The 15,399-nt window shown below is 71.1% G+C and carries 12 protein-coding genes; 8 read left to right on the top strand and 4 right to left on the bottom strand.

Annotated elements, in window-relative coordinates:
* Positions 1-10: 10 nt before the first annotated feature.
* The 6 genes from F1615_RS21290 (at position 11) to F1615_RS21265 (ending at position 7,861) form a co-directional block, all read left to right on the top strand.
* Complete coding sequence (locus tag F1615_RS21290) at positions 11-2,869, top strand: DEAD/DEAH box helicase (RefSeq protein ID WP_149550628.1); 2,859 nt, start codon at positions 11-13, stop codon at positions 2,867-2,869.
* 388 nt (positions 2,870-3,257) lie between these two features.
* Positions 3,258-4,868 carry a sensor histidine kinase gene (locus tag F1615_RS21285; protein ID WP_208818372.1) on the top strand — a complete coding sequence of 537 codons (1,611 nt, stop codon included), beginning with the start codon at positions 3,258-3,260 and terminating at the stop codon, positions 4,866-4,868.
* Positions 4,865-5,272 carry a roadblock/LC7 domain-containing protein gene (locus F1615_RS21280; protein WP_125507959.1) on the top strand — a complete coding sequence of 136 codons (408 nt, stop codon included), beginning with the start codon at positions 4,865-4,867 and terminating at the stop codon, positions 5,270-5,272. Before F1615_RS21285 ends, F1615_RS21280 begins: the two co-directional genes overlap by 4 nt.
* The gene (locus tag F1615_RS21275) at positions 5,269-5,682 is read left to right on the top strand and encodes a DUF742 domain-containing protein (RefSeq protein WP_149550626.1); all 414 of its coding nucleotides are present in this window, start codon (positions 5,269-5,271) and stop codon (positions 5,680-5,682) included. The genes F1615_RS21280 and F1615_RS21275 overlap by 4 nt, the downstream gene beginning before the upstream one ends.
* Complete coding sequence (locus tag F1615_RS21270) at positions 5,663-6,283, top strand: GTP-binding protein (protein ID WP_149550625.1); 621 nt, start codon at positions 5,663-5,665, stop codon at positions 6,281-6,283. Before F1615_RS21275 ends, F1615_RS21270 begins: the two co-directional genes overlap by 20 nt.
* 66 nt (positions 6,284-6,349) lie before the next feature.
* A complete protein-coding gene (locus F1615_RS21265) occupies positions 6,350-7,861 on the top strand; it encodes a cytochrome P450 (protein WP_149550624.1) in 1,512 nt (503 codons plus the stop codon).
* Here the strand turns inward: F1615_RS21265 and F1615_RS21260 are convergent.
* The 4 genes from F1615_RS21260 to F1615_RS21245 all read right to left on the bottom strand — a co-directional run bounded on the left by F1615_RS21260 (position 7,855) and on the right by F1615_RS21245 (position 11,111).
* Complete coding sequence (locus F1615_RS21260; RefSeq protein WP_149550623.1) at positions 7,855-8,805, bottom strand: RluA family pseudouridine synthase; 951 nt, start codon at positions 8,803-8,805, stop codon at positions 7,855-7,857. The genes F1615_RS21265 and F1615_RS21260 overlap by 7 nt on opposite strands.
* A gap of 42 nt (positions 8,806-8,847) precedes the next feature.
* Positions 8,848-9,156 (bottom strand): hypothetical protein, encoded by a 309-nt coding sequence (locus F1615_RS21255; RefSeq protein WP_149550622.1) that lies wholly within the window; start codon positions 9,154-9,156, stop codon positions 8,848-8,850.
* 75 nt (positions 9,157-9,231) lie between these two features.
* The gene (locus F1615_RS21250; RefSeq protein ID WP_149550621.1) at positions 9,232-10,128 is read right to left on the bottom strand and encodes a siderophore-interacting protein; all 897 of its coding nucleotides are present in this window, start codon (positions 10,126-10,128) and stop codon (positions 9,232-9,234) included.
* A gap of 53 nt (positions 10,129-10,181) precedes the next feature.
* Positions 10,182-11,111, bottom strand: coding sequence for a 5'-3' exonuclease (locus F1615_RS21245; RefSeq protein ID WP_244328813.1), 930 nt, complete (start codon positions 11,109-11,111; stop codon positions 10,182-10,184).
* Positions 11,112-11,345: 234 nt separating this feature from the next.
* Between F1615_RS21245 and F1615_RS21240 the strand changes: the two genes are divergently transcribed.
* Positions 11,346-12,437, top strand: coding sequence for a quaternary amine ABC transporter ATP-binding protein (locus tag F1615_RS21240; protein ID WP_149550619.1), 1,092 nt, complete (start codon positions 11,346-11,348; stop codon positions 12,435-12,437).
* Positions 12,430-15,048: an ABC transporter permease/substrate binding protein gene (locus tag F1615_RS21235; protein ID WP_149550618.1), complete on the top strand. Its 2,619-nt coding sequence runs from the start codon at positions 12,430-12,432 to the stop codon at positions 15,046-15,048. The genes F1615_RS21240 and F1615_RS21235 overlap by 8 nt, the downstream gene beginning before the upstream one ends.
* Positions 15,049-15,399 lie beyond the last annotated feature (351 nt).

Here is a 15,399-nt window from a genome sequence, read left to right as displayed (position 1 = left end):
GTTCCGGATAATGATCGTCCTGTTGTCGGTGCGGCCCGGTACGCTCGAAAGCACGATGACAGAGGATCTCTCACCGGCCGAGCGGTACGCGGCAGCACGCAGGCGCGCTGCCGAGCAGGCCACCGCGCTCGCCTCCTTCCGCGAGATGTACGACTTCGGCCTCGACCCCTTCCAGATCGAGGCCTGCCAGGGGCTCGAGGCGGGGAAGGGCGTGCTGGTCGCGGCGCCCACCGGCTCCGGCAAGACGATCGTCGGCGAGTTCGCCGTCCACCTCGCCCTCCAGCAGGGCAAGAAGTGCTTCTACACGACACCCATCAAGGCCCTGTCGAACCAGAAGTACGCCGATCTGTGCCGCCGCTACGGCGCCGGGAAGGTCGGCCTGCTCACCGGCGACAACAGTGTCAACTCCGACGCACCGGTGGTCGTGATGACCACCGAGGTGCTGCGGAACATGCTGTACGCCGGGTCGCAGACCCTCCTCGGCCTCGGCTACGTGGTGATGGACGAGGTGCACTACCTCTCCGACCGTTTCCGCGGCGCCGTCTGGGAGGAAGTGATCATCCACCTCCCCGAGTCCGTGACCCTGGTGTCGCTGTCGGCGACGGTGTCGAACGCGGAGGAGTTCGGCGACTGGCTGGACACGGTCCGCGGCGACACCCAGGTGATCGTCTCCGAGCACCGGCCCGTGCCGCTGTTCCAGCACGTGCTCGCCGGCCGCCGGATGTACGACCTGTTCGAGGAGGGGGAGGGCCGGAAGAAGGCCGTCAACCCGGACCTCACGCGCATGGCCCGTCTGGAGGCGAGCCGCCCGTCCTACGCGGACCGCAGACGCGGACGGGGCGCCATGCGGGAGGCGGACCGGGAGCGGGAGCGCCGGCAGCGCTCGCGGGTGTGGACCCCGAGTCGGCCGGAGGTCATCGAGCGGCTCGACTCCGAGGGCCTGCTGCCCGCCATCACCTTCATCTTCAGCCGCGCCGCCTGCGAGGCCGCCGTCCAGCAGTGCCTGTACGCGGGGCTCCGGCTCAACGACGAGGAGGCGCGGGCCCGGGTCCGCTCGCTGGTCGAGGAGCGCACCGCCTCCCTCCCGTCCGAGGACCTGCACGTCCTCGGCTACTACGAGTGGCTGGAGGGCCTGGAGCGCGGCATCGCGGCCCATCACGCGGGCATGCTGCCGACGTTCAAGGAGGTCGTGGAGGAGTTGTTCGTCCGCGGCCTGGTGAAGGCCGTGTTCGCGACCGAGACCCTCGCACTCGGCATCAACATGCCCGCCCGGTCGGTGGTCCTGGAGAAGCTCGTCAAGTGGAACGGCGAGCAGCACGCCGACATCACCCCCGGCGAGTACACCCAGCTGACCGGCCGGGCCGGACGGCGGGGCATCGACGTCGAGGGCCACGCGGTCGTGCTGTGGCAGCGCGGCATGAACCCCGACCACCTCGCGGGGCTGGCCGGCACGCGCACGTACCCGCTGCGCTCCAGCTTCAAGCCGTCGTACAACATGGCGGTCAACCTGGTCGAGCAGTTCGGCCGGCACCGCTCGCGGGAACTGCTCGAGACGTCGTTCGCGCAGTTCCAGGCGGACAAGTCGGTCGTGGGCATCTCGCGGCAGGTGCAGCGCAACGAGGAGGGGCTGGAGGGCTACAAGGCCTCCATGACCTGCCACCTCGGCGACTTCGAGGAGTACGCGCGGCTGCGGCGCGAGCTGAAGGACCGGGAGAACGAGCTGGCCCGGCAGGGCGCGGTGCAGCGCCGCGCGGAGGCCGCCGTCGCGCTGGAGAAGCTCAAGCCCGGTGACGTCATCCACGTCCCCACCGGCAAGTACGCGGGGCTGGCACTGGTCCTCGACCCCGGCCTGCCCGCGGGCCGGTCACACGGGCACCGGGGTGTGGAGTACCACGACGGTCCGCGCCCGCTGGTGCTGACCGCCGAGCGGCAGGTCAAGCGGCTGGCGTCGATCGACTTCCCGGTGCCGGTGGAGGCGCTGGAGCGGATGCGGATCCCGAAGTCCTTCAACCCGCGCTCCCCGCAGTCCCGCCGGGACCTCGCCTCGGCGCTGCGCACCAAGGCCGGGCACATCGCGCCGGAGCGGCACCGCAAGCAGCGAGCCCAGGCGGCCGACGACCGGGAGATCGCGCGGCTGCGCAAGGCACTGAAGGCGCACCCGTGCCACGGCTGCCAGGACCGCGAGGACCACGCCCGCTGGGCCGAGCGCTACCACCGGCTGCTGCGTGACACCTCGCAGCTCGAGCGCCGTATCGAGGGCCGGACGAACACCATCGCCCGCACCTTCGACCGGATCGTCGCGCTGCTGACCGAGATGGACTACCTGCGCGGCGACGAGGTCACCGAGCACGGCAAGCGGCTGGCCCGGCTGTACGGCGAACTCGACCTGCTGGCGAGTGAATGCCTGCGCGAGGGCGTCTGGGAAGGGCTCGCCCCCGCCGAACTCGCCGCGTGCGTGTCGGCGTTGGTCTACGAGGCGCGGGTCTCCGACGACGCGATGGCACCCAAGCTGCCCTCGGGCAGGGCGAAGGCGGCGCTCGGCGAGATGGTCCGCATCTGGGGCCGGCTGGACGCCCTGGAGGAGGACTTCCGGATCAGCCAGACGGAGGGCGTGGGCCAGCGCGAGCCCGATCTCGGCTTCGCCTGGGCCGCCTACATGTGGGCCTCGGGCAAGGGCCTGGACGAGGTGCTGCGCGAGGCGGAGATGCCGGCCGGCGACTTCGTGCGCTGGTGCAAGCAGGTCATCGACGTGCTCGGCCAGATCTCCGCCGCGGCACCGTCCGTCGAGGGCTCGACCGTCGCCAGGAACGCCCGCAAGGCGGTCGACGGACTGCTGCGCGGCGTGGTCGCCTACTCCTCCGTGGGCTGACCCCGCCCGGTCCCGACACCACGCCGAGCCCGGTGCGCCTTCCGCGCGCCGGGCTCGTGCGTTCCGTGCGCCCTCGCCGGCCCGCATCACCGGCCGGTCCTGTGGGCAGGATCAGGTCGCCACGGGGCTCTTCCCCACCCATGACGGTGAGTGGTTCTCGTACGTCCGTACGTCGTGACGCATTGTGTTCGAACAGGCGCGCACCGTGCAAAGGACCTGAGCGTACTCCTGCCCCAGAGGTCATTTCCGGCACTTGCTGAATATGACATGGCGATGATCCCGTCGGACTAAGCTCGCCCGCAGCGCACCGAGTTGGGATGAATTCGTGCGCTTGTTCCCTTATGCGCACATTCCCCGACCATCAGTCGATTCGCTTCAGAGGGCTCACATGGCGAGTGTCCAACTTCCTTATGCACGCGTGCTGTTGCTGCCGGCCATAGTGATGGCCGCGGCGACCGGAGCCGCCGTCGCCCTGGTGACGGAGCCCGCCCGGACCGCCGTCGGTGTGTGCGGCGCCGTCGCGACGCTTTTCGTGACCGCCGCCGCGGCCGAGGCGGTGCGCCGCGGCCGCGTACTGCGGGAGGCGCGAGCCGAGTACGGCCGTCACCGTGCGTATCTGGAGGCCCGGATCGCCGCCCATGACACGGAGACGCAGTACTTCACCCAGCGGGTCGTCCCCGCGGCCCTGGACCACCTGCACGTCGGCAACGACCCCGACGAGGTGATCCGCGCCCTGCCCCGGCTCGACCCGGCCTGGCGGGACCTGCCGAAGTACCAGATCAGCCTGCTCAAGACGATGCTGAAGATCATCGACGACGAGGAGAACCTGCGCGACTCCTCCCAGCGCTCCTTCGTCAGCATCGCCCGCCGCGTCCAGGCGATCGTCCACCAGCAGGCCAAGGAACTGCGGGAGATGGAGGAGGACCACGGCCGCAACCCCGAGGTCTTCGACGACCTGCTGCGCATCGACCACGGCACCGCGCTGATCGGCCGCCTCGCCGACTCCATCTCCGTCCTCGGCGGCGGCCGTCCGGGACGTCAGTGGCCCCAGCCCGTCGCGCTCTACAGCGTGCTGCGCGGCGCCATGTCCCGCATCCTCGAGTACCGCCGCATCGACCTGAAGTCGATCGCCAAGATCAACATCAAGGGCATCCACGTCGAACCCGTCATCCATGCCGCCGCCGAGCTCCTCGACAACGCCACCCGCTACTCGCCGCCGACGAGCAAGGTGAGTGTCACCGCCACGGAGGTGCAGACCGGCGTCGCCATCGAGATCGAGGACGCCGGAGTCAGCCTCGACGAGCAGGCCCGGGCACGCATCGAGGGCATCCTCGAGCAGGCCCAGCGGGGCGTCGACCTCCAGGAGATCGGGGGCAACCCGCGCCTCGGCCTCGCGGTCGTCGGGCGGCTGTGCACCGCGTTCGACATGAAGGTCTCGCTGCGCGCCTCCGCCTACGGAGGCGTCCGCGCCGTCCTCGTCGTACCGAGCGAGATGATCACCGACCAGCCCGGCGTGGGCCTCGCCCACGGCATCGGGGCGACCGCCGTGCCCCGCCCGGTCGACGCCCTCCCCGGCCCCGAGCGCACACCCAAGAAGCGCCGCCCCACCAGCCCCCGCATCCCCGACACGGTGGCCGTGGAGGACGACGCCCCCGAGGTCACCGAGTGGACCGCGGGCGGCCTGCCGCAGCGCCGGAGCCGGGTGAAGACCCCGCTGGCCCAGCGGTACGCCGAACGGGCGGCCGCCGAACGGGCCGAGCGCGAGGCCAAGGAGCGGGGCGAGGAGTACCACGACATCTGGGCCACGCCCGAGCCCGAGAAGAAGAAGCAGAACGACCGCGAACCCGGGCTGTGGGTCGACGCCTTCTGGGAGGGCCTGAAGAAGGACCTCGACCCGGGCGTCCACCCCACCGACTTCACCCGGAACCCGACCGCCTACCTGCATCTCATCAACGAACCGGCCCGTACCGAGGCCGATGACGAGGGGGACCTCACGTGATCCAGCAGCGAGCCAACTTCGACTGGATGCTCAAGGAGCTCGCCGACGGCGTACCCGGTGTCGAGATGATCGTGGTGCTGTCCGCCGACGGTCTGCGCATCGCGCGCTACGGAGGCGAGCCGGACGCCGCCGACCGGGTCGCCGCGGCCTGCGCGGGCGTACAGAGCCTCGCCGGGGCCGTCGCCCAGGAACTCCCGCACGGCGACGGCGAGATGAAGATGGTGCTCATCGAGATCAACGAGGGCTATTTCTATCTGATGGCGGCCGGCGCCAACGCCTATCTCGCGGTGCTCTCCGACATGACCTGCGAACCCGGCCGCATGGGCGGCATGATGCGCGACCTCGTCGTCCGCATCGGCGCCCATCTGACCAGTCCGCCGCGACGGAACGGGCAGACCGTATGACTCCTCCGCAACGCCAGAGGCGCTCCCCCCAGGACGGCCCCCCTCCGCAACCGGCCGGACCGGCCGGCAGGAAGCCGGGCCGTGGCGGCAATCCCGAGCGCCTGTACGTCGTCGCCGGCCCCGACGGCGAACGGGCGGACATCGATCTCGTGACGCTGATCGTGGCCCGCTCCCCGGACCCCCCGCCCTCGGCCACCCCCGAGCAGGCGGCGCTGCTGCGGCTCTGCGTCGCCCCCCTGTCCGTGGCCGAACTGTCGGCCTACCTCAGCCTGCCGTTCAGCGTGGTGACCGTGCTGCTCACCGAGCTGCTGACGGCGGAACTGGTCCAGGCGCGCTTGCCGGTCGTCCGCGAGGCGCTCCCCGACCGTTCCCTTCTCGAAGCGGTGATGCATGGACTTCAAAGGCTCTGACACCATCCCGGGACCCCGGGCCGAGGATCAGTTGCCGCACACGGCCCAGGCCGCGGTGAAAATCGTCATCGTCGGCGGATTCGGCGTCGGCAAGACGACCATGGTCGGCTCGGTCAGCGAGATCAAACCGCTGACCACCGAGGAGACCATGACGCAGGCAGGCATCGGGGTCGACGACAACTTCGGTTCCCCCTCCAAGACGGCCACCACCGTCGCCATGGACTTCGGCCGCATCAAGATCACGGACCAGCTGGTGCTGTACCTGTTCGGCACCCCCGGCCAGGAGCGCTTCTGGTTCCTGTGGAACGGGCTGTTCGAGGGGGCGCTCGGCGCGGTCGTGCTCGTCGACACCCGCCGCCTCGAAGTCAGCTTCGACGTCATGGGACGGCTCGAGGAACGCGGCGTACCGTTCGTCGTCGCCGTCAACTCCTTCCCGGACGCCCCGCGTTACCCCGTCGCCGACCTGCGGTCCGCCCTCGACCTGTCGGAGCAGATCCCCATCATGGAGTGCGACGTGCGGCGCCGCGCCTCCAGCCGGGACGTCCTGATGACCCTGATGCGGTTCCTGCACTCCCTCGCCATGACGGGCTCGCTCACCTGATCCCCGGCATCCGCCCCCGCCCTTCCCCTCCCCAGCCCTCTGCTCTCCCCTTCCGGAGCGACCACTGTGACGCCTGAATCCCACTCCCTGACGGGTGACTCCCCGACCGGCACGGACGGTCCCCGGCCCGGGCCGCCCCCCGGCTGCCCCGCGCACGGCCCGGGCCCCGGCGGACCGGCCCGGCTGCACGAGTCGGAGGACCTGAGGAAGCTGTACGAGGAACTCCGGGACCGGCACGGTCCGGTGGCACCGGTGCTGGTGCACGACGACGTGCCGATGTGGGTGGTCCTCGGTCACGCCGAGAGCCAGCAGCTGGTCCGCACACCCGCGCAGTACTGCAAGGACAGCCGCATCTGGTCCCCGCTCCGGGACGGTCTGGTCAAGCCCGACCATCCGCTGATGCCGCACATCGCCTGGCAGCCGATGTGCGCGCACGCCGAGGGCGACGAGCACAAGCGGCTGCGCGCCGCCATCGACGCAGCCGTGGCGGCCACCGACTTCCGCGGCCTGCGCCGGCACGTCAACCGCAGCGTGCAGCGGGTCGTCAACCGGTTCTGCGAGGCGGGCGAGGCCGACCTGGTCGGCCAGTACGCCGAGCACCTTCCGATGGCCGTGATGTGCCATGTCCTCGGCATGCCCGACGAGTACGACGACCGGATCGTCGAGGCCGCCCGCGACATGATCCGGGGCACCGAGACCGCCATCGCCAGCAACGCCTACGTCATGGGGGCCCTGGAACGCCTCACCGCACGCCGCCGTACCGAGCCGATGGACGACTTCGCGGGCCACCTCATCGCCCACCCGGCCGGGCTGACCGACGAGGAGGTCAGCCAGCACCTCAGAGTGGTGCTGATCGCCGCCTACGAGGCCACCGCCAACCTCCTCGCCAACGTGCTGCGCCAGGTGCTGATCGACCCCCGCTTCCGCTCCCAGCTCAACGGCGGCCAGATGACCGTGCCTCAGGCGGTGGAGCAACTGCTGTGGGACGAGCCTCCCTTCAGCACCATCTTCGCCTACTACGCCAAGCAGGAGACGGAGCTCGGCGGCCAGCGCATCCGCAAGGGCGACGGACTGCTGTTCGCGCCCGCGCCGGCCAACGTCGATCCGCGCGTGCGCCCCGACCCGACGGCCGACATGCAGGGAAACCGCTCGCACCTCGCCTTCGGCGGCGGCCCGCACGAGTGCCCCGGCCAGGACATCGGCCGCACCATCGCCGAAGTCGGCGTCGACGCCCTGCTCATGCGGCTGCCCGACGTGGAGCTCAGCGTCGACGAGGAGGAGTTGTCCTTCACCGAGTCCATCGCCTCGCGGCATCTGGTGGAGCTGCCCGTCCACTTCACGCCCCGGCCGCAGCAGGACGTGACGCAGCGGCCCAGCCACGAGAACGACACGCCCCGGCAGCGGGACTGGCACATCGGCGCCGCACGCCCACAGCCCGGGCCGGTCACCGCGGCCCCCGTGCCGCCCGAGCCGCGCGTCGAGCCGCCCGTGCCCGTGCCGCCGCCCCCGCCGGTGACGGAACCCGCCCCGCCGCGGAACGCATGGCAGCGCTTCCTGCGCTGGTGGCGCGGCTACTGACCGGCCGCCCAGTCCTCGTACGACGACCAGGCCGCGAGTGCCCGGCCGCTGGTGAAGCGGTGCTCCACGCCCGTCACCGGATCGGTGAACTCCAGGTGCCGCGCCAGCAGTTGCAGCGGACGCCGGAAGTCACCTGCGGGGACGGGGCCGGCCACCGCGGGATACAGCGGATCGCCGAGTATCGGCACGCCGAGGGCGTTCATGTGGACCCGCAGCTGATGGGTCTGCCCGGTGCCGGGCACCAGCCGGTACCGGCCCAGACCGTCCGGGCGGTGGGCGGCGAGCTCCACACGGGTCACCGCGTTCGGCTCGCCCCCGACCTCCCGGGCGGTCAGCACCCCGCACTCCTTCACGATCCGGCTGCGTACGGTCCGGGGGAGCTCCAGCGCCGGGTCGTACGGCGCGACGGCCTCGTACTCCTTGTGCACCAGACGGTCGCGGAACAGCGTCTGGTACGCGCCCCGCTCCCCGGGACGCACCGTGAACAGCACCAGGCCCGCGGTGAGCCGGTCGAGGCGGTGTGCCGCGCCCAGCTCCGGGATGCCCAGTTCACGGCGGAGCCGGGCGAGCGCGGTCTGGGTGACATGGCTGCCGCGCGGGGTGGTGGCCAGGAAGTGGGGCTTGTCGGCCACGACGATGTGCTCGTCCCGGTGGACGACCTCCAACGGGAACGGCACGGGCACCTCGGCGGGCAGCTCCCGGTGGAACCACAGGTACATGCCGGGTGCGTACGGCGCGTCCGCCGGTACGGCCCGCCCGTCCGCCCCGACGATCAGCCCCGCCGCGAACATCCCGTCCACGACGCCGGGTCCGGCCGACAGCCGCTGCACCAGGTGCTCCCGCACCGTGGACCACCGCTCCCCGGCGGGCAGCCGCACCCGCACGGGGTCCACACCGTCGCGCTGCGGCAGGGGAGAGGGCGGGAGGGGGCGTCTACGTCTCACAACGAGCAAGCGTACGAGGCGGCGGGAAGGCGGGAGGCGCCCCTAGGGCCGCCTCCCGCCTTCCCGTCCGCCCGGCCCGGGTGGATCCTCGGGCCGTACCGCCCGTGCCAGCTCGGCCTCGATCTCGTGGAGGGACCTGCCCTCGGCCCGGGCGTACTCGGCCACCGCGACGCGGACGTCACGGGCGAGGTCGCGCCAGGCCCTCCAGGCGGTTTCCCAGGTGGAGGTCTGGTTCCCGCTCCACCGGGCGCGGGCGCGCGGGTCGTAGGCGTCCCGGAGCTGTCGTACCCGGGCGTGTGCCTCGTCCGCCGCGCGCTGCTTGGCCACGAGCTCGTCGAAGGTGTGTGCCACGCGCCCGGATCCTGGGGCAGCGGCCGGCCCGGGCGGGCTCGCCACGCCGTCCGGGCCGGGGCGCGGCGCCGTCGTTCACCCGGACGGCGCTCCCCAGGAGGGCCGGAGGACGGCTCGAGGGCCCGGTCGGGCGGGAGCCGCCGTGCCCTCCTGCTCGGCCTCGATACGGGCGTTCCAGTCCCGCTTGGAGGCCTGCCAGCCGTCCTCGTTGTGGCCGAGCCGCCAGTAACCGGAGATCGACAGGTCCTCGCGCGGGACACCGCGCTCGACCCGCAGCAGACGGCGCAGTTCCTTCACGAAGTGGGCCTCGCCGTGGACGAAGGCGTGCACCCGGCCCTCGGGGAAGTCGAGACCGCGGACCGCCTCCACCAGCGCCTCGCCGACGCGCCGGCCGCCGCGGTGCAGCCAGCGCACCTCCACGTCGGAGTCGATCTTCTGCTCCTCCTCGGGACCGGAGACCTCCACGAAGGCGAACGCCCGGGCGCCGTGCGGCAGTGCCTCAAGAGAGCGGGCGATCGCGGGCAGCGCGCTCTCGTCGCCGACGAGCAGGTGCCAGTCGGCGGCCGGGTCCGGGGCGTAGGCGCCGCCGGGGCCCAGGAAGCGCACCACCTCGCCCGGCCGCGCGTGCGCCGCCCAGGGGCCGGCCAGGCCCTCGTCCCCGTGCACCACGAAGTCCAGGGTCAGCTCGCGGTGCCCGGCGTCCCACTGGCGCACGGTGTACGTACGCGTCACCGGCCACTGCTCGCGCGGGAGCTCCTCGCGGATGCGCTGGAGGTCGAAGGGCTCCGGGTAGGCCGCCCCCGGGGGCGGGAACAGCAGCTTGACGTAGTGGTCCGTGCACGTGTCCGCGGCCAGGCCGGCGAGGCCCTCGCCACCGAGCACCACGCGCTGCATGTGCGGGGTCAGCCGCTCGGTGCGGATCACCTCGGCGGTGTGCGGCGTGCGCGGTGCGCGTCCCGGTCGCTCTGCCATGAGGTGCCTCCCAGCCGTTACAGTTAGGGTTACCTAAGTTAGCACCTCGGGGCTCACGCCGAGAGCGTCGTCAGCAGACGCCGCAGCGAACCGCCCAGGCCCCAGCGGGCGGCCAGGGCGTCGACCCCGGCCGGGTCGCGCGGCGCCCGCGGCAGCGCCGTGTGCACGTCCGGCAGCGGGACGTCGTCCGCGACCCGGACGACCTTGGGGGCGACCGCGAGGTACGGACGCGCCATGTCCAGACGCTTGCGCTGCGTCGGTGTGAGCCTGGCCTGCCGGTCGTCCACGGCCGCCAGGATCCCGGCCAGGTCGCCGAACTCGGCCAGCAGCTTGGCCGCCGTCTTCTCCCCGATGCCGGGCACGCCCGGCAGGCCGTCGCTCGGATCACCGCGCAGCAGCGCCAGATCCGCGTACCCCCTGCCGTCCACCCCATACTTCTCGCGCAGCGCGGCCTCGTCGGTGACCTGGAGCGTGCCGACACCCTTCAGCGGATACAGCACGCGCACCCCGCGCGCGTCGTCCACCAGCTGGTACAGGTCGCGGTCGCCGGTGACGATGTCGACCGGCCCCGTGGCCCGGGCGGTGAACGTGCCGATCACGTCGTCCGCCTCGTACCCGGCGACCCCCACGCGCGCGATGCCCACCGCGTCGAGCACCGTCTCGATGACCGGTACCTGGGGCGTCAGCGTGTCGGGCACCTCTTCCTCGTCGGGGCCCTGAGGACGCTCCTCGGCGACCCGGTGCGCCTTGTAGGAGGGGATGAGTTCCACCCGCCACTGCGGGCGCCAGTCGGCGTCCATGCAGGCCACCAGGTGGTCCGGCCGGTGGTCCTTCACCAGCCGGTCGATGAAGTCGAGCAGTCCGCGCACGGCGTTCACCGGCGTGCCGTCCGGGGCCCGGACGGACTCGGGGACGCCGAAGTAGGCGCGGAAGTACAGGGAGGCGGTGTCGAGGAGCATCAGTCGTCCGGTCACGTCCCGCATCATGCCGCACGGCACCGACACCGCCCCGCCCGAAGCGCGGTGGCGTGCAGGACACAACGAGTTGCGTCATGCGCGACCTCTGTGAGGCGTCGCATGAACACGTTTGCCCTGTGCAAAACCGGGGAGGCGCGGCCCCGGAGCGATGCCGGTTGCAGATTCAACCGTCGTGGGCGGTGTGAGCCGTAGCCGTCCGGACATCGCTCCTGTCCTTCGCCGTCGAGACAAGAGGTACGCGTGTCATCCAGGCTTGAGGCCGAGCATCTGTTCAAGGTGTTCGGCAGACGACCGGACCAGGCGGTCGAACGACTGCGCCAGAAGAAGGCGGACCGGGAGGAGCTGCGCGCCGACGGCATCACCGCGGCCGTCATCGACGCCTCGTTCACGGTGGAGCCGGGCGAGATCTTCGTCGTCATGGGCCTGTCCGGCTCGGGCAAGTCGACCCTCCTGCGGATGCTCAACGGCCTGCTGGAGCCGACCGCCGGACACGTGCGCTTCGACGGTCAGGACCTGACCGCGCTGTCCGACCGGGAACTGCGCCAGGTCCGTTCCAGGAAGATCAGCATGGTCTTCCAGCACTTCGCGCTGTTCCCGCACCGCAGCGTCCGTGACAACGCTGCCTACGGTCTTGAAGTGCAGGGCGTGCCCCGCGCCGAGCGCGAACGCCGCGCCGACGAGGCGCTCGCCCTGTGCGGCCTGGCCGGCTGGGAGAAGTCGTGGCCCGACGAGCTGTCCGGCGGTATGCAGCAGCGCGTCGGCCTCGCCCGCGCGCTCGCCACCGACGCCGACCTGCTGCTGATGGACGAGTCCTTCAGCGCGCTCGACCCGCTGATCCGCCGGGACATGCAGGACCAGCTGATCGAACTGCAGAAGAAGCTGAAGAAGACGATCGTCTTCATCACCCACGACCTCAACGAGGCCATGCGCCTGGGCGACCGCATCGCGGTGATGCGCGACGGCCGCATCGTGCAGATCGGCACCGCGCAGGACATCCTCATCCGGCCCGCCAACGACTACGTCGCCTCCTTCACCCAGGACGTCGACCGCTCCCGCGTGCTCACCGCCGGGGCCGTGATGGACCGCGAGGTGCGCGGCGACGAGGCCGACTGCGGCTGCGAGACCGCCTCGCCCGACACACCGTTCACCGATCTGTGCGCGATCAGCGCCCGCGTGCCGCACCCCGTGGCGGTGCTCGACACGCGGGACGCGCTCGTCGGGGTCGTGCCCCGGCAGCGCCTCGTCGGCTTCCTCGGCGACGAGGAGTCCGACCCCGGGGTCTGCGACACCCCGCGCGACAAGGGCGGCGAGAAGGTGATGGCCCGTGCCTAGGATCCCGCTCGGCGACTGGGTCAACAGCACCGTCGACTGGCTCCTCGACAACGTCAGCTGGCTGTTCGACTTCTTCAAGGCCGTCTTCACCGGCGCCTACGACGGTGTCAACGCCGTCCTCCAGGCACCCGAACCGCTGATCCTCTGCGGCATCTTCGCGGTCATCGCCTTCTGGCTGCGCGGCACCTTCGCCGGTGTCCTCACCTTCCTCGGGTTCGCCTTCCTGGACTCCCTCGAACTGTGGGAGGACTCGATGGTGACGCTGGCGCTGGTCATCGTCGCCACCGTCATCGCGCTGGTCGTATCGGTGCCGCTGGGCATCTGGGCGGCCCGCTCGGACCGGGTCAGTGCCGTCGTCCGGCCGGTCCTGGACTTCATGCAGACGCTGCCCGCGATGATCTACCTCATCCCGGCGATCCTGTTCTTCGGGACCGGATCCGCCCCGGGCATCGTCGCCACCCTGATCTTCGCGCTCGCCCCCGGCGTGCGCATGACCGAGCTGGGCATCCGCCAGGTCGACAAGGAACTGGTCGAGGCCGCCGAGGCGTTCGGCACCACCCCCCGCAACACCCTGCTGCGCGTCCAGCTGCCACTGGCCCTGCCGACGGTCATGGCGGGCGTCAACCAGGTCATCATGCTCGGCCTGTCCATGGCGGCCATCGCCGGCATGGTCGGCACCGGCGGTCTGGGCGGCGCGGTCATCGAGGCCATCGGCCAGCTGAACATCGGCCTCGGCGCCGAGTCCGGCATCGCGATCGTCATCCTGGCGATCTACCTGGACCGGATGACCAGCGCCCTGGGCACCCACGTCTCCCCGCTCGGCCGGCGCGCCGCGGCCAAGGCGCGCGCCGCCCAGGGACTGAAGATCTGGTCCTACCGGCCCCGCCCGCAGGTCGCCGTGATCGGTGTCGTCGTCCTCGCGCTCGTCGCGGGCGGCATGGGACTGTTCGGCGGCGGCTCCGGCGGTACCGGCGGCATCGCCGACGGCAAGAAGGTCGGTGACGGCAAGAAGGTCAGCATCGGCTACATCCCCTGGGACGAGGGCGTCGCCTCCACCTTCCTGTGGAAGGAGGTCCTCGAACAGCGCGGCTTCGAGGTGGAGGCCGAGCAGTTCGAGGCCGGCCCGCTCTACACCGCGCTCGCCCAGGGCAACGTCGACTTCCAGACGGACGCCTGGCTGCCCACCACCCACGAGGCGTACTGGAAGAAGTACGGAAAGCAGCTCGACGACCTCGGCTCATGGTACGAGGAGACGTCGCTGGAGCTGACCGTGCCGGCGTACATGGAGGACGTCGACTCCCTGGAGGACCTGAAGGGCAAGGCGTCCGTCTTCGGCGGGAAGATCACCGGCATCGAGTCCAGCGCCGGCATGATGGGCCTGCTGAAGGACAAGGTGCTCGAGGACTACGGCCTGGACAAGGAGTACGAGGTCGTCGACAGCTCCACGCCGGCGATGCTGGCCGAGCTCAAGCGGGCCTACAGCAAGAAGGAGCCGCTCGTCGTCACGCTCTGGTCGCCGCACTGGGCGTACAGCGACTACGACCTGAAGAAGCTGAAGGACCCCAAGGGGTCCTGGGGCGAGGGCGACGGCGTGCACACCGTGTCGCGCAAGGGCTTCGCCGGCGACAACCCGCTCGTCGGGAAGTGGCTGAAGGACTTCTCGATGACCGAGAAGGAGCTGACGGGCCTCGAGGCCGAGATCAACAAGGCCGGCAAGGGCAGGCAGCAGGACGCGGTCCGCGCCTGGCTCGGGGACAACCCGGGCGTCGTCGACCGGCTCGCCCCGGTCGGGTCAGGCACCGGCGACGTCCCCGCCGAGGCGAAGCGGACGCTGGACGTGGCCTGGTTCCCCTGGGACGAGGACATCGCCGTCACCTACCTGTGGAAGAACGTCCTGGAACGGCGCGGCTACACGCTGAACCTCAAGCAGATGGAGGTCGGCCCGGTCTACACCGGCCTCGCCTCCGGGGACCTCGACCTCAACTTCGACGCCTGGCTGCCCTACGCGCAGAAGAACTACTGGGACAAGAGCAAGGACGACCTCACCGACCTGGGCACCTGGTACGAGCCCACCTCGCTGGAGATCGCCGTCCCCTCGTACGTCAGGGACGTGAAGTCGCTCGAGGACCTCAAGGGCAAGGCCGGCCTCTTCGACGGCAGGATCATCGGTATCGAGCCGGGCACCGGTGAGATGCAGCTGCTGAAGAACGAGGTCATGCCGGGCTACGGCCTGGAGGACGAGTACGAGGTCGTCGACGGCTCCACGCCGGCGATGCTCGCCGAGCTCAAGCGCGCCCTCGCCGAGAGGAAACCGGTCGCGGTCACCCTGTGGTCACCGCACTGGGCCTACAGCGAGTACGAGCTGACCAAGCTGAAGGACCCCAGGAAGGCCTTCGGTGAGGGCAACACGATCCGCACCATCGCCAGCAAGAAGTTCCCCGAGCAGTACCCGCGGCTCACGGAGTGGATCAAGGGCTGGCACATGAGCGAGGAAGAGCTCGGCAGCCTGGAGGCGGAGATCAAGAACCGTGGCCAGGGCCACGAGGAGGAGGCGGTCGCCGCCTGGCTCGAGGAGCACCCGGACATGGTGGAGCGGATGACCCCGCGGTAACCGCCGTACCGGCCGTCCCGAGGGGCGGGCCCGGATCCGCCCCTCGGGACGGCCGGGCCCGCCCCTCGCGCATGTCCGCGGCCGAGCAGGAACACGAGAGGAATCCGGACAACCACAGAGCGCAATGCCCTGCCCGAACCTCCCCCGTGACCTTCCGCCGAGTCCGGGGAAGAATGGCGGGAACACCCCCTTTTCGTATGTGCGGGGGACCGAGGGGCCCGCCGGGCGGCTGGCGCGAACTGTGAGGTCGGCACCGGTCGCGCGGGACGGCGACGTGACAGGCGCCTGAAACGGTTTGCCGAACATGCGTAGGGTGCAGACAACTCACCAAGGGAGTGGGCCGGGGTGACC

The sequence above is a fragment of the Streptomyces marokkonensis genome, from assembly GCF_008312835.1.
In the GTDB taxonomy this organism is placed as follows: domain Bacteria; phylum Actinomycetota; class Actinomycetes; order Streptomycetales; family Streptomycetaceae; genus Streptomyces; species Streptomyces marokkonensis_A.
This window is presented reverse-complemented; position numbering and strand designations above follow the sequence as displayed.